Source organism: Streptococcus porcinus (genome assembly GCF_900475415.1).
Lineage (GTDB): Bacteria > Bacillota > Bacilli > Lactobacillales > Streptococcaceae > Streptococcus > Streptococcus porcinus.
Genome location: NZ_LS483388.1, coordinates 660,526 through 674,917 on the forward strand (window position 1 = coordinate 660,526; position 14,392 = coordinate 674,917).

Here is a 14,392-nt window from a genome sequence, read left to right on the forward strand (position 1 = left end):
AATTAGATTCAGTATTATACAAGGAGTTAATAAATATGCGGCAAGGTATTCTTAAATAAACTGTCAATTTGATAGTGGGAACAAAAAGTAGCAGTCCCGTTTCACTTTTAATATGGGGCTTAGTTTTTTGTACCCAGTTTAAGAATACTTTTATCATGTAATTTTATATGCCCGAAAACATATAAGTGTTTTGGGGCTATTGGAGTTATTTACCCAGTGATAGGAGTATTTATCACTGGGTATTTTTATGCCCTTTTTTGGGTGTTGATAGGAGGAAAATCACATGAAAATAATTAACTTAGGCATTCTGGCTCACGTTGACGCAGGAAAGACAACATTAACGGAGAGTTTATTGTATACCAGTGGTGCAATTGCAGAACCAGGGAGCGTAGATAAAGGCACAACAAGGACAGATACAATGAATTTGGAGCGTCAAAGGGGAATCACTATCCAGACAGCAGTGACATCTTTTCAGTGGGAGGATGTAAAAGTCAACATTATAGATACGCCAGGCCATATGGATTTTTTGGCGGAAGTATACCGTTCTTTATCCGTATTAGACGGAGCAGTATTATTAGTTTCTGCAAAGGATGGCATACAGGCACAGACCCGTATACTGTTTCATGCACTACAGACAATGAAGATTCCGACAATTTTTTTCATCAATAAAATTGACCAAGAGGGGATTGATTTGCCAATGGTATATCAAGAAATGAAAGCAAAGCTTTCTTCGGAAATTATAGTGAAGCAAAAGGTTGGGCAGCATCCCCATATAAATGTAACGGACAATGACGATATGGAACAGTGGGATGCGGTAATTATGGGAAACGATGAACTATTAGAGAAATATATGTCAGGGAAACCGTTTAAAATGTCAGAACTGGAACAGGAAGAAAACAGGAGATTCCAAAACGGAACGTTATTTCCCGTTTATCACGGAAGTGCTAAAAACAATCTGGGGATTCGGCAGCTTATAGAAGTGATTGCCAGTAAGTTTTATTCATCAACGCCTGAAGGTCAATCTGAACTATGCGGGCAGGTTTTTAAGATTGAATATTCAGAGAAAAGGCGGCGTTTTGTTTATGTGCGTATATATAGCGGAACATTGCATTTGAGGGATGTTATTAAAATATCTGAAAAAGAGAAAATAAAAATCACAGAGATGTGTGTTCCGACAAACGGTGAATTATATTCATCCGATACAGCCTGCTCTGGTGATATTGTAATTTTACCAAATGATGTTTTGCAGCTAAACAGTATTTTGGGGAACGAAATGCTGTTGCCGCAGAGAAAATTTATTGAAAATCCTCTCCCTATGCTCCAAACAACGATTGCAGTAAAGAAATCTGAACAGCGGGAAATATTGCTTGGGGCACTTACAGAAATTTCAGATGGCGACCCTCTTTTAAAATATTATGTGGATACTACAACGCATGAGATTATACTTTCTTTTTTGGGGAATGTGCAGATGGAAGTCATTTGTGCCATCCTTGAGGAAAAATACCATGTGGAGGCAGAAATAAAAGAGCCTACTGTTATATATATGGAAAGACCGCTTAGAAAAGCAGAATATACCATCCACATAGAAGTCCCGCCAAATCCTTTCTGGGCTTCTGTCGGGTTGTCCATAGAGCCGCTCCCTATTGGAAGCGGAGTGCAGTATGAAAGCAGAGTTTCACTTGGATATTTAAACCAATCGTTCCAAAATGCGGTTATGGAGGGGGTTCTTTATGGCTGCGAGCAGGGGCTGTATGGATGGAAAGTGACAGACTGTAAAATCTGTTTTGAATATGGATTGTATTATAGTCCTGTAAGTACCCCCGCAGACTTTCGGCTGCTTTCCCCTATCGTATTGGAGCAGGCTTTAAAAAAAGCAGGGACAGAACTATTAGAGCCATATCTCCACTTTGAAATTTATGCACCGCAGGAATATCTCTCACGGGCGTATCATGATGCCCCAAGGTATTGTGCAGATATTGTAAGTACTCAGGTAAAGAATGACGAGGTCATTCTGAAAGGAGAAATCCCTGCCAGATGTATTCAAGAATACAGGAACGATTTAACTTATTTCACAAATGGGCAGGGAGTCTGCTTGACAGAGTTAAAAGGATACCAGCCAGCTATTGGTAAATTTATTTGCCAACCCCGCCGCCCGAATAGCCGTATAGATAAGGTTCGGCATATGTTCCACAAGTTAGCTTAACAGCTTGCAAAAGTCATATAAAATGAGATTTGAAAGGATTAGAGACTAATTATGATGAAATGCGAATGGATATTGTGTCCTGTTTGTGGGAGCAAAACCCGTAATAAAATTAGGAAGGACACTGTTTTGGAGAATTATCCCCTTTATTGTCCAAAATGCAGACAAGAAAGCTTGATTAAAGTTGACAACTTGAAGATAACTGTCATCAAAGAGCCAGACGCTTAAGACGCAGAGCCGATGAAATTGTGGAACAATTCACGAATCATCGGCTCTTTTTGTTTCGTATTTGAAAGAACAAACTCACCAAATAAAAAAAACGATATTCGGGTGGGTTATTTTGTTATACCCTAAATTACCCTCTGAATTTGTTTTTAAATTTGGAGGGATTTTTTTATGTTCTTTTTTCGGGCGGTTATTCATCTGCTCATACGAAGTAAAATTTATCAATACATAGCATATCAGAGAATGGCAGGAAACCAGTTAAAAAAATTTCTGCCAGTGCAGCGGTACTTCTCACCTTGAAAGTGGAAGTACAATCTCCATACAACAGAATTTGTATTTCCCATAACCGTGAAGGTCACAGAGCCTTTGCGGTTTTTCTTTTGTCGTTTTTTGTTGGAAAGTGCCGCAGGGCTGTTTCTGGTGTGCGTTGCCGCTCCCCGCCTCTCCATCTGGATTTTTACATTTCAAAAATTCAGATTGGAGGTATTAGCGGTGAAATACGCACCAAGAAAAGTATATATCAAAGAAAGCGGCGGCTATGTGGAACTGTCCTATACGGATTTCTGCCGCCGCAGGCAAGCCGACAAGGGATATATGGACAAGCTGTTTATCCCCGTCCAAGGTTGTCTGCTTGAAGTCGTAAGGGAGCAATATGCGGACTTCTACCGTGACAGGGAGCGGTGGCGTTACCTGCAAAAATTAGATGCGAGGAACAGCCTGCTATCTCTGGACGGATTTACGGACAGCGAGGGGAATCCTCTGGACTTTATCGCTGATGAAGCGGCGGACATTGCGGAAACCGTTGTCAATGCTGTTATGGTGGACAGGCTGAAAGCCGCCCTGCCTTTGTTGTCGGATAGTGAGCAGGAGTTGATACAGGCAATCTTTTTTGACGGACTTTCCGAGCGTGAAGTCGGGGCGAGGTTAGGCATAACCCAGAGCGTTGTGAACAAACGCAAAGCCAGAATCCTAAGAAAACTAAGAAAGATAATAGAAAATTAAAATTTAAGGCGTTCAGCCCCCTTGTTTTTTCCTTTGGGAAAATGAGGGGGCTTTTCTCTGCCCTCTCAATCAATTCTGATTGGAGGAAGAAAGAATGGCATACAACCACGGACGGGAGGACAGGAAATGGCGTATCTGGAAAGAAGCGGAGGAAAAGCTGCTGCGTGAGTGCGGCGTTGATGAAGTGACCATTGAGCAGATACGCATAGCGGACAGGGCAGACTTCAATTCCAACAGGCGGTTTTACCGATGGACGAATGACGTTGCGGAATACCTTGAGGACATGGCAGACAGGGAGCGGCAAGCGGAGGTGAATACAGTTGCGGAGTTACTGGACGAGATTGAGAGCGAAAATCTCTATCAAGTATTAGTCACGGTGGACGGGCGTACCTTGAAAATCGTCCTGCTGAAAATGCAGGGGTATTCCACAAAGGAGATTGCCCCACTTGTGCATTTGACGACTGGTGCCATCTATGCGAGGTTAGACCATCTGCGGAAGAAGCTTCGGAAAATTTTGTAAGCGTCTAATACATCCCATTATTCTGCGGGCTACTGGGTGGGGAGTGGAATCTCCCCGCTTATTTTTGGCAGGAGGAAAACGGGATGGCATATAAAGCTAAGGCGTACACGCTTCGGGAGGAATCCACGGAAAGCGGTATAAGGTATTTTATCAGTTTTAAGGACGGGCAGGGGGAACACCACGAACTGGAAGTATCCGAGCAGTTATTCTTTGAATTTCGGCAGATGGAACGCAGGAACAGGAATCTTCTCCAATGGGACGAGCGGCACAGGGAGTTTTCGGAAGTATGGGACGAAACGCTGAACAGGCGGGCGTTAAAGCTGCCTAAGAGCATTGAGGAACAAATGATTGAAGCAGAACGGGCGGAACTGCTCTGTAAGGCGGTTGACAGACTGCCAGAGATACAAAGGCGACGTTTCCTGCTCTACTACGAGTATGAGTTCAATTTTTACCAAATCGCCGCTATGGAGCATTGCACCGCTTCTGCAATACAGAAATCCGTTGCTGTTGCAAAGAAGAAAGTAAAAGCGGAAATGAGGAAATATCTCCAACCATGACCGACACCGCCCGAAAAAGAAATCTGTTTTTTATTTGTGTGGGATTGGCGGTATTACATACTCTCACTTTTTTCGTGGGAGTAAATCTATTTTTAAGGAGGTCAACGCCTATGTGCAACAAAAACAAGATAACTGCCCGAAAGGAGGAAACCCATGCAGAAGTTACAGACAGTCAACGCCGAAACGCTCCTTTATGAGCCGCTTGAGAAGCCGTCCTTTGTGGTGGACAGCCTTATCCCCACAGGCTTGTCGCTGTTCTGCGGCTCACAGAAGATAGGCAAGAGCTGGCTCATGCTGAAGCTGTGCTTATGCGTGTCGCAGGGAATCCCCTTATGGGACATGACGACAATGGAGGGCGATGTGCTTTACCTCTGCCTTGAGGACACGTTCTGCCGCATACAGGACAGGCTGTTCCGTTTGACGGACGAAGCGAGCGGGCGGCTTCATTTTGCCGTGGCAAGCTGCAAGCTGTCAGACGGTCTTATCGTGCAGCTTGAGGATTATCTGAAAGACTATCCAGACAGCAGGCTCATTGTCATTGATACCTTGCAGAAAGTCCGTACAGCTTCAAAAGACAACGCCTATGCAAGCGACTATGGGGACATCTCCCTAATCAAAGATTTTGCCGACAGGCACTCTCTGGCGGTCATTGTCGTACACCACATCCGAAAGCAGAATGACAGCGATGTGTTCAACAAGGTGTCTGGGACGACAGGCTTAACGGGGAGTGCGGACGCTACCTTTGTTCTGGAAAAGGAGAAACGGGCATCTGACACCGCCAAGCTGTATGTAACGGGCAGGGACACGCCCTATCAGGAATACACGCTCCGTTTCCGTGATTGCAGTTGGGAACTTGTGGAGAGGAAAACGCAGGAGCAGCTTGCGAAAGAAACGATACCAGATGTCCTTTTTCGGTTGGTGGATTTTATGAGGGATAAGGAAGAATGGGCAGGCACGGCAACGGAGCTGTTAGCCGCTATGGGGGAAACGGAAACCATACCCACGGTGATTACGAAATGGCTGAATGAATATCACACCACATTTTTAAGCGAGAACCGTATCTGCTACCAGTACAGCCGCAGGAAAGACGGCAGGCAGATTGCCCTTGCAAGGAGGGCGGGTGACAGCGGTGACGGCGGTGACAGCGATATTGGGATACCCCCTGTTACTGTCATTGACGCTTAAAGCCATGTAAAGTTGGCGGCTCTGCCCTGCGGGTGACAGCGGTGACGGCAGTGACAGTGATTTTAGGATACCCTGCCGCTGTCATCCCTACGGGAGAACACCCCGCAAACGCAAAATGCAGGCGTGGGATTCACCCGCCCTTTTCGGGCGTGTAAAATCACCCCTGCGGTCAGAAAAATCTCTCCGATTTTTCCGACTGCGTTTACAGGGTGTAACACACTACACTTTGCCCTGCAAAGAGCCGTGTGCCAGACGTTCCCTCTGGACTCCCTTATGGCAGGTCTTACGCCCTGCTATCCTACGCCTTGCGGCTTCGGATAAAAGAACGGCGGCATGACGGTTACAGCTCTTGCGAGGGAGTATCCCAAAAACACCGTCACCATCGTCATGACCGTCATGCAGGGGATAAGGGTGACAGTTACGGCAATCGGCAGGGGGCATCCCAAAACTGCCGTCACCACCGTCACCGCTGTCACCCAAAGGGCAGTTACCCGCCGAAGAAAGGAAGATGATGGATTATGCCCTATGCAATCCTGCGTTTCCAGAAACGCAAAGCGGGCGGCGTTGCGGCTTGCGAACGCCACAACGAGCGGAAGAAAGAAGCCTACAAAAGCAACCCAGATATCGACATGGAACGCTCTAAAAATAACTATCATCTTGTCGCACCGCCAAAGTACACCTATAAGAAAGAGATTAACCGAAAGGTAGCCGAAGCAGGGTGCAGGACAAGGAAAGACAGCGTGATGATGGTGGAAACGCTCATCACGGCTTCACCAGAATTTATGAACCAGTTACCGCCCGAAGAACAGAAAGCGTATTTTACGATGGCTCTGGATTTCATTTCGGAGCGTGTCGGGGAGCAGAATATCCTCTCCGCAGTCGTCCACATGGACGAGAGAACGCCCCATATGCACCTCTGCTTTGTGCCGATTACACCAGACAATAAGCTGTCCGCCAAAACAATTTTAGGCAATCAAAAGAGCCTGTCGGAGTGGCAGACCGCCTACCATGAGCGGATGTCCTCACGTTGGAATCAGCTTGAGAGAGGTCAATCTTCGATGGAAACCAAGCGGAAACACGTCCCCACATGGCTCTATAAGTTGGGCGGCAGGCTTGATAAGCAGTATGGGGAAATCGTGTCTGCCCTGTCCGACATCAACGCCTTTAACGCAGGGAAAAAGCGTGACAAGGCTCTGGAACTGGTTGCCGCATGGCTGCCCGAAGTGGAGAAATTCTCTAAGGAAATCGGCAGACAGCAGGCGTATATCGACAGCTTAAAGGAGCAAATCGGGCAGGAAGCCGACTATGCAGGGCGTATGCGTGATGAAAAGTACGAGCAGGAATTAAAGGTGCAGAAAGCCAACCAGAGGATATTTGAATTGCAGAGAACCAACGAGCAGATGGGGCGGCTGCTCTCAAAGATACCGCCAGAAGTGTTGGAAGAATTACAGAGAACAGGCAGAAACAAATCAAGAGAAAGGTAAAAAGTGAATGAAGAAACAGGATTTTAAGGTGTTAAAGACCAAAGATTTATACCCGTTTCCCGACAATCCGTTTCATGTTGTGGAGGATGAAACGCTGTCAGAGTTAGCGGAAAGCATCAAGGAATTTGGCATTGTCACGCCGATAATCACACGCCCGAAAGAGGACGGGAACGGTTATGAAGTGATTGCGGGGCAGCGGCGTGTCCGTGCGTCCGAACTTGCAGGTATAAATACCGTGCCTGCATTTGTCCTGCCCTTAGACCGTGACCGAGCCATCATCACCCTTGTAGACAGTAATTTACAGCGTGAAAATATCCTGCCATCGGAGCGGGCGTTTGCCTACAGGATGAAATCCGAAGCCATGAAGCGGCAGGGTTTCCGCACAGACTTAACCTCGTCACAAGTTGTGACGAAGTTGCGGACGGACGACAAAGTGGCACAGGGCTTCGGCGTGGGCAGGATGACCGTCCAGCGTTTTATCCGCCTGACGGAACTGATACCGCCGATTTTGCAGATGGTGGACGAGGGGAAAATCGCCCTCACACCTGCGGTGGAACTGTCCTTTTTGAAGAAAGACGAGCAGGAAAATCTCTTTGCCACGATGGAGAGCGAAGAAGCAACGCCCTCACTCTCACAGGCACAGCGGATGAAAAGCATGAGCCAGAGCGGGCAGCTTGACATGGATATGATATTTTCCATTATGACGGAGGAAAAGGGAAACCAGAAAGAAACCTTGAAAATCAACACAAGCAAACTGAAAAAATACTTTCCGAAGGACACAACGCCGAAGCAGATGGAGGAAACCATCATCCGACTTCTGGAACGTGAGTTGCAGAGAAAACGGAGCAGGGACAGCCGCTAACCTTCTTTTTTCGGGAAGTAAATGCAGGAATTTGGAACAGAAGAAAGACAGAATTTTAAGGAGAATGAGGTAAGGAATGAAAGAAATCCAGTATGAGATTGTAAAGGAAATCGCCGTATTGTCTGCGAGTGACAGCGGCTACACAAAGGAAATCAATCTTATTTCATGGAACGGGAGAGAGCCGAAATATGACATCCGCAGCTTTTCCCCGAACCGTGAGAAGTGCGGAAAGGGTATCACGTTGAACGCTGATGAAGCAGCGGCACTCCTTGAAGCATTACAGAAAGAAGTAAACAGCGGGGATTGATGGTATCTGATTGACAGGGCGGGGCGTTTCCAGACGTTCTCCTGCCCTGTCTGGAAAGGAAGATTTAAGTATGGGCGAGGATAGGAAAACAACTGGAAGAAGAAAGCGTATTGTGCCAAAAGGGCAAGTACAAATGATTATCAGTCGAGAATATATCGGCACACAGACCGTTGCAGAAGCGTTTGTCCCGATTATCTCCGAGGATATTCGGAAGAAGATTGCCGAGGGCGACACCTTCGACAATGAGGGGCTGTCCGCTTAGAATGTACGCAATGGAACATGAAAACGTTAGGACAGATATGGAGGTTTTACAGTATGGCAGGAATAAGAACGGAGAACAAGATTTATGAAGTCGGCATTTACTGCCGCTTATCAAAGGACGATGGCACGGATAACGAGAGTGCGAGCATTGCGACACAAAAATCCATCCTCACGGATTATGTGAAAAGGCAGGGATGGCATTTAGCAAAAACGTATGTTGACGATGGCTACTCTGGAACAAATTTCCAAAGACCAAGTTTCCAGAATATGATTAAGGACATTGAAAACGGGCTGATAAACTGCGTGATTACAAAAGATTTATCCCGTCTGGGGAGGAACTATCTTGATTGTGGGTTATATCTGGAAGTCTTTTTCCCAGAGCATAACGTGAGGTATATAGCGGTCAATGACGGCGTGGACACCTTAAACAAATCCGCTATGGACATCACGCCTTTCCGCAACATCCTAAACGAAATGTATTCTGCCGATGTGTCAGTCAAGATAAAATCGGCGTACCGTGCGAGGTTTCAGCAGGGGAAATTCATGGGAACAACAGCCCCTTATGGCTATGTCAAAGACCCTGCCGACCACAACCATCTGCTGATAGATGACAAAGTTGCCCATGTGGTAAGGGAGATATTCGACCTTGCGTTAGCGGGCAACGGCATCGCCAAAATCCGCAAGCACATCAACAAACAGCATATCCTACGCCCTGCCGCTTATGCGGTGGAGCAAGGGGCAACAGGCTATGAGCGGTACTTTGAGGATAACGAGGAAAACCGTTATATTTGGAGCGAGAACAGCGTGAGGGGCATTTTAAGAAGCCCGATATATGCGGGCAACCTTGCAGGCTACAAGCGGATTGCAGCCAACATGAAAAGCAAGAAACGCCCCTCTAAGCTGCCCGAAGAATGGGAAGTGATACCAGACACCCATGAGGGGATAGTCACGCAGGAGGAATTTGACACCGTACAGCAGCTTATGACGAGCCGCAGGCGGGAGCAGAACGCAGGGGGATTTGAGAATATCTTTTCGGGCGTTATCAAGTGTGCGGACTGCGGCTATGCGATGCGGGCGGCGAGTGCCAACAGGAGGAAACGCCCCGACATCATCGACTGCGTACAATACACCTGCAATAATTATGGCAGATATGGCAATGTTATGTGTACCGCACACAGCATTGAAGCGAGGGACTTATTCAATGCCGTCCTTGCCGACATCAACCGCTTTGCGGATATGGCGGTCAATGATGAAAAGGCGGTCAGAGCCATAGAAAGGCGGCTCACGGAAACAGACCAGAGCAGGGCGAAATCATTAGAGAAAGAAAAGAAGAAGCTGAACAAACGCCTTGCGGAGCTTGACAGGCTGTTTTCCTCTCTCTATGAGGACAAGGTAATGGAGCGTATCACGGAGCGGAATTTTGAGATGATGTCGGGGAAATACCAGAAAGAGCAGCTTGAAATTGAAGCACGGCTGAAAGAGGTAACGGAAACGCTCAATGACAGCTATGAGAAATCGCAGGGCGTGAGGGACTTTCTATCCCTAATCCGCAACTATCAGGGGCTGAAAGAGTTGGACGCAACCATCATAAACGCACTCATAGACAAGATACTTGTTTCGGAACGTGAGAAACTTGCGGACGGGACAGTAAGGCAGGAAATCAAGATTTACTATAAATTCATCGGCTTTGTCGGTGAATTACATATCACACCCACAAAGCGGTGGACGGCGTTAAAGCCTAAAAATTGTACGGTGTGCGGTGTTGAATACGTCCCCAGCTCTGGAATATCAAAGTATTGTCCCGCTTGTGCTAAGAGGATACAGAGGGAGAAATCAAACGAGAGCAAACGCAGGAGTAGGGAGAGGAACCGAAGGGCATGTATTGAACTGTCCGCAAAAAATGACCGACTGATATTGTCCAACGTAATGGTAGGTTAATTCGTCAAGGCAATATGCACCAAGAGGTAGATATTTACCATTACATTACGAAAGGGAGCTTCGATAACTACCTCTGGCAAACACAGGAGAATAAACTCAAATACATCACGCAAATCATGACCTCTAAAGACCCAGTACGATCGGCAGAAGACATTGATGAACAAACCATGACTGCTTCAGACTTTAAGGCTTTAGCGACAGGTAATCCTTATCTCAAACTAAAAATGGAACTAGAGAATGAGTTGACGGTATTGGACAATCAAAAGCGTGCCTTTAATCGCTCCAAAGATGAGTATCGCCATACCATTTCTTACTGTGAGCAGAACCTCCCTGTATTAGAGAAACGCCTTACCCAATATGACCGTGATATTGCCCAATCTTTGGCAACTAAGTCACAAGATTTTATCATGCGGTTTGACAATCAAATGATGGATAACCGTGCAGAAGCTGGAGACTATCTACGTAAACTCATTACCTATAACCGTTCTGAAACCAAAGAAGTAAGAACGCTTGCGACCTTTAGAGGGTTTGAGCTTAAAATGGCAACCAGAAGTCCTAGTGAGCCCTTGCCAGATATGGTGTCTTTAACCATTTCAGGCAGCAACCAGTATTCTGTCTCTTTAGACTTGAAATCAGACGTGGGAACGATTCAACGCATTACTAATGCCATTGACCATATCCTAGAAGACCAAGAAAAGACAGAAGAAATGGCCAATAATCTAAAAGATAAGCTAGCAGTCGCAAGGGTTGAAGTGGAAAAGGTCTTTCCTAAAGAAGAGGATTATCAGCTGGTTAAAGCCAAATATGACATCCTTGCTCCTTTGGTTGAACAAGAAGCAGAGGTTGAGGAAATTGATGCAGCCCTAGCTAAGTTCAATGAAACGATCCAACCGCAACAGGACCAACAACTTTCGCTTGATTTTTAAGAAAAAGGCTGACAAAAAATAATGAACGCGGTAAAATAAAGTCAAGAAATCATCAAAGGAGAATTGATTATGACCCAGACAGTAGAAGATATACGTTACCAATTAGAAGAATGGTTAGCACAAGGTTTTACAAGCTCCGAAGACCGAGCTAACTATCAAGTCTTAAAGAAACAATATGAAGATGAAACCTTTGATTACAGCTTTTCAAAGCGAGAAATCATTGGTCAATTAGAAGTTATTATCACGACTCGTGAGAATGACTTTCCAGGCTTAGATGAGGTCACCAAAGAAGAGTATATTGACCTGGTTGCACAACTGGATGACCTAGATAAGGGGAAGGCTGACTATTATCGTAAGCAATTAGGGTAGAAAGTGGTGCAGATATGGTAGAACAAATCATTCAAAGTCTTTTGATTATCGCAGCAATTGGACTGATTTTACTTGTCCTTTATCGGATTGCGAAGATGCTTGGAAGCTTATTTATCATTGGATTAATCGGATTTTTAGCCTTTACAGAAGTCTATGGGATTTACCTCTTTTTTACAGAAAGATACCTCTATGTCGAAGATTTAGCAACCAATGGTATGTTGAGTTTTACGACTTTCTATATTGCTTTCAATATCTTACTTGTTTTAGGACTTGTGATCAAAGTGATTAGAAGTCGGATGGCATAAATATATCTAGTATAGGAAAAACTTTATAAAGCAGTAAAAGGCATATAATCATATGTTATCAAAACATTGATTATATGCCTTTTTAGAGTATTAATTTTTCAAAAATAGAACTGATACTGAGTGCATTTCAAAATCTGAAAATGCGGATCTTACTGTATAGTGAAAGATAGGGCGAGTTCTTGTTATAGAAATGTGATTCTTCTCGAAATGAAGATTGCTATCGAGACTAGGAGCCTATTCAGATTTTGATGTTAAATGAGTATGAAATTAGTTTTTTTGTTTTAATACCAATATATTTTTTAGTTATGAACAGAAGCGATAGGGTTACAAGAAGTCAAAATTTCCTTTTGTTTCGACTGTGAGACGTGGGTATAAATTTGAGTGATGGAGATGGAACTATGGCCAAGTATCTGCTGGATATATCGAATATCCACATCGTTATCTAAAAGCATTGTTGCAAAACTATGCCTGAACATATGAGGAGTGATGGTAGTAGCGAGGTTCATTTGTTTTCGTACTGTTTTTAAAACAAGGCGAACGCTTTGTTCTGTCAGAGGATTCTGAGAGAATTTGCCTGGGAAAAGATACTTATCTGATTGATTACAGTAGTTTGCTAGATACGTTTTTAGTAGTAGAACTGTTGTTTCATCGCCTAAAAAAATAATACGCTCTTTTTTTCCTTTTCCGAAAATATGGAGTGTTTGATTTTGAAGATTGATATTTTTTATTTGAATGTGACAAAGTTCGGAAATTCGAATGCCTGTTGAAAGTAAAATAGAGACTATTAGAAGATTTCTTTCAGCTTTTTGGCGTTGAAAGTTTGTTTTAGAGGTGATGACTTTTTGCTTAAGGTAAGCATAAAGATTTTTTAAAATATTGTGGGGGATTATTTTAGGTAGTGTTTTTTCTGTTCGAAATTGAAAACGTAATTGATTAAATGGATTTTCAGAGATGATATTTTGTGTCATTAGATAACTATAAAAAACTTTTAAACTAGCGATTTTACGTCTCAAGGTATTGGTTTTGATAGCTGAATTTGTCAAGTATTCGATATAACTTACTACACAATCGTGGTCTGAATTACAAAACTGTATAAGATCATTTTTGTAAGCCCGAAGTGTATGCGAACTCAAACGTTTATGGGTTTTGCAATAATCTAAGTAAGTAGAAATAATAGTGTAATCCATGAAGATCTCCTTTATCAATAATTACGCTATTATAGACTGATTTAGTCAATTTGTATAGTGATAATAAGTAGTTATCGGGAGAGTGAGTGCTTGAGAAATTTACCAGAAATTGTATTAACTAAAAAAGAGAAGGGCTTCCTATTTGAAATTGATTCTAGGATAAAAGCATTATTACTAGAGCTACCAAAACAGTACCATGATATTTTACAAGTAGTGAATGGTAATCGCTTTCGTCCTTTGTTAACCTACTACGGGTATACATTATACTCTAATGAATTGAATGAAACGATTTACCATTCTGCTACTGCGATAGAGTTGATTCATAAAGCATCAATTATCATTGATGATATTATTGATCAGGATGAAAAAAGGCACGGTTTGCCAACGGTTCATCAGCAATATTCTATAAATGAAGCTTTAATTATAACAGTATTTTTATTGGGGAAATGTATAGAATTATTATCGAATATTGATGATTCGACCATTCGGTTGTTTAGTCAAATGATTAGTAAGATGTGTCAAGGAACACTAAGTGAGTTAAATATTGATGATAACGTAACTCTTTCAGAAGTCAAATACATTCTAGACAATCAAACATCTCAAGTTATCCAAAACAGTTTGATAATTGGTATGAAATCATATGATGACTCTATTTATAATCAGTATTTAGAGACAATAGGTTATAAATTAGGTTACTTATTTCAGTTGTTAAATGATTGCGAAGCTTACTTTAACCCAAAATTTGCAATGAAATATAAAGGAAATGCTAATTTAGATATTAATAAACAACGTAAAAATTTATGCTTTTCATATTTGGAACAATTTCTAAATTATAAAGAGAAAATAGAACTTAATAATGGGAATTACTCTATTTTAAATCATCTACTTAAAAAGTATCAAATACTAGATTATGTGAGGCAAGAAATTCATTGCATAGAGTTGGATATACAGTCCCATTTAAATCATTTAGGAGAAGAGCTTAATACAGATCGCTTAACACTTTTTATTCGTTATGCCATCAATTTGGCTAAAGCAAGAGCTAATTTTTAATAAAGAAAAGAACC

13 protein-coding genes and 3 pseudogenes are annotated in these 14,392 nt (G+C 43.3%); 15 read left to right on the forward strand and 1 reads right to left on the reverse strand.

All coding sequences use genetic code 11. The features are described 5' to 3' along the window. Positions 1-283: 283 nt before the first annotated feature. The 14 genes and pseudogenes from tet(O) (at position 284) to DQM45_RS03330 (ending at position 12,141) form a co-directional block, all read left to right on the forward strand. Positions 284-2,203 carry a tetracycline resistance ribosomal protection protein Tet(O) gene (gene tet(O), locus DQM45_RS03255; RefSeq protein ID WP_000691759.1) on the forward strand — a complete coding sequence of 640 codons (1,920 nt, stop codon included), beginning with the start codon at positions 284-286 and terminating at the stop codon, positions 2,201-2,203. 51 nt (positions 2,204-2,254) lie between these two features. After that, positions 2,255-2,444 (forward strand): annotated as a pseudogene (locus DQM45_RS03260) (cysteine-rich KTR domain-containing protein). A gap of 473 nt (positions 2,445-2,917) precedes the next feature. Continuing rightward, a complete protein-coding gene (locus tag DQM45_RS03275; RefSeq protein WP_000872511.1) occupies positions 2,918-3,427 on the forward strand; it encodes a sigma-70 family RNA polymerase sigma factor in 510 nt (169 codons plus the stop codon). Positions 3,428-3,521: 94 nt separating this feature from the next. Continuing rightward, the gene (locus DQM45_RS03280) at positions 3,522-3,947 is read left to right on the forward strand and encodes an RNA polymerase sigma factor (protein ID WP_000323896.1); all 426 of its coding nucleotides are present in this window, start codon (positions 3,522-3,524) and stop codon (positions 3,945-3,947) included. A gap of 83 nt (positions 3,948-4,030) precedes the next feature. Then, entirely contained in the window at positions 4,031-4,504 is a 474-nt protein-coding gene (locus DQM45_RS03285) for a sigma factor-like helix-turn-helix DNA-binding protein (protein WP_000323521.1), read from the forward strand. Positions 4,505-4,657: 153 nt separating this feature from the next. Further along, positions 4,658-5,682 (forward strand): annotated as a pseudogene (locus tag DQM45_RS03290) (AAA family ATPase). A gap of 525 nt (positions 5,683-6,207) precedes the next feature. Next, positions 6,208-7,173: a MobV family relaxase gene (gene mobV, locus DQM45_RS03295; protein ID WP_001145977.1), complete on the forward strand. Its 966-nt coding sequence runs from the start codon at positions 6,208-6,210 to the stop codon at positions 7,171-7,173. Between the two features lie 7 nt (positions 7,174-7,180). Next, complete coding sequence (locus DQM45_RS03300; protein ID WP_000743701.1) at positions 7,181-8,035, forward strand: ParB/RepB/Spo0J family partition protein; 855 nt, start codon at positions 7,181-7,183, stop codon at positions 8,033-8,035. A 76-nt stretch (positions 8,036-8,111) separates the two neighbouring features. Then, positions 8,112-8,342, forward strand: coding sequence for a YdbC family protein (locus DQM45_RS03305; RefSeq protein ID WP_000659121.1), 231 nt, complete (start codon positions 8,112-8,114; stop codon positions 8,340-8,342). A gap of 70 nt (positions 8,343-8,412) precedes the next feature. Then, the gene (locus tag DQM45_RS03310; protein WP_000503424.1) at positions 8,413-8,604 is read left to right on the forward strand and encodes a hypothetical protein; all 192 of its coding nucleotides are present in this window, start codon (positions 8,413-8,415) and stop codon (positions 8,602-8,604) included. 53 nt (positions 8,605-8,657) lie between these two features. After that, positions 8,658-10,541 (forward strand): recombinase family protein, encoded by a 1,884-nt coding sequence (locus tag DQM45_RS03315; protein WP_003084608.1) that lies wholly within the window; start codon positions 8,658-8,660, stop codon positions 10,539-10,541. Next, positions 10,508-11,467: pseudogene (locus DQM45_RS03320) on the forward strand (hypothetical protein); the annotation flags it as partial. The gene DQM45_RS03315 and the pseudogene DQM45_RS03320, both read left to right, overlap by 34 nt. Before the next feature lie 69 nt (positions 11,468-11,536). Further along, on the forward strand, positions 11,537-11,836 hold the full coding sequence (locus DQM45_RS03325; RefSeq protein WP_003084833.1) for a DUF5962 family protein: 300 nt from the start codon (positions 11,537-11,539) through the stop codon (positions 11,834-11,836). A 14-nt stretch (positions 11,837-11,850) separates the two neighbouring features. Beyond that, positions 11,851-12,141: a DUF5966 family protein gene (locus DQM45_RS03330; protein WP_003085486.1), complete on the forward strand. Its 291-nt coding sequence runs from the start codon at positions 11,851-11,853 to the stop codon at positions 12,139-12,141. A gap of 299 nt (positions 12,142-12,440) precedes the next feature. On the opposite strand, the gene DQM45_RS03335 is transcribed toward DQM45_RS03330, so the two are convergent. Next, positions 12,441-13,328, reverse strand: coding sequence for a tyrosine-type recombinase/integrase (locus DQM45_RS03335; protein WP_003083452.1), 888 nt, complete (start codon positions 13,326-13,328; stop codon positions 12,441-12,443). Positions 13,329-13,418: 90 nt separating this feature from the next. On the opposite strand from DQM45_RS03335, the gene DQM45_RS03340 reads away from it, so the two are divergent. Continuing rightward, complete coding sequence (locus tag DQM45_RS03340) at positions 13,419-14,378, forward strand: polyprenyl synthetase family protein (protein ID WP_003085572.1); 960 nt, start codon at positions 13,419-13,421, stop codon at positions 14,376-14,378. The last annotated feature ends 14 nt before the right edge of the window (positions 14,379-14,392 follow it).

Excerpts from the sequence above, each read along its gene's own strand:
- DQM45_RS03280 (WP_000323896.1), top strand. The coding sequence starts at position 3,522 with ATGGCATACAACCACGGACGGGAGGACAGGAAATGGCGTATCTGGAAA.
- DQM45_RS03285 (WP_000323521.1), top strand. The coding sequence starts at position 4,031 with ATGGCATATAAAGCTAAGGCGTACACGCTTCGGGAGGAATCCACGGAA.
- mobV (WP_001145977.1), top strand. The coding sequence starts at position 6,208 with ATGCCCTATGCAATCCTGCGTTTCCAGAAACGCAAAGCGGGCGGCGTT.
- DQM45_RS03300 (WP_000743701.1), top strand. The coding sequence starts at position 7,181 with ATGAAGAAACAGGATTTTAAGGTGTTAAAGACCAAAGATTTATACCCG.
- DQM45_RS03305 (WP_000659121.1), top strand. The coding sequence starts at position 8,112 with ATGAAAGAAATCCAGTATGAGATTGTAAAGGAAATCGCCGTATTGTCT.
- DQM45_RS03310 (WP_000503424.1), top strand. The coding sequence starts at position 8,413 with ATGGGCGAGGATAGGAAAACAACTGGAAGAAGAAAGCGTATTGTGCCA.
- DQM45_RS03315 (WP_003084608.1), top strand. The coding sequence starts at position 8,658 with ATGGCAGGAATAAGAACGGAGAACAAGATTTATGAAGTCGGCATTTAC.
- DQM45_RS03325 (WP_003084833.1), top strand. The coding sequence starts at position 11,537 with ATGACCCAGACAGTAGAAGATATACGTTACCAATTAGAAGAATGGTTA.
- DQM45_RS03330 (WP_003085486.1), top strand. The coding sequence starts at position 11,851 with ATGGTAGAACAAATCATTCAAAGTCTTTTGATTATCGCAGCAATTGGA.
- DQM45_RS03335 (WP_003083452.1), bottom strand. The coding sequence starts at position 13,328 with ATGGATTACACTATTATTTCTACTTACTTAGATTATTGCAAAACCCAT.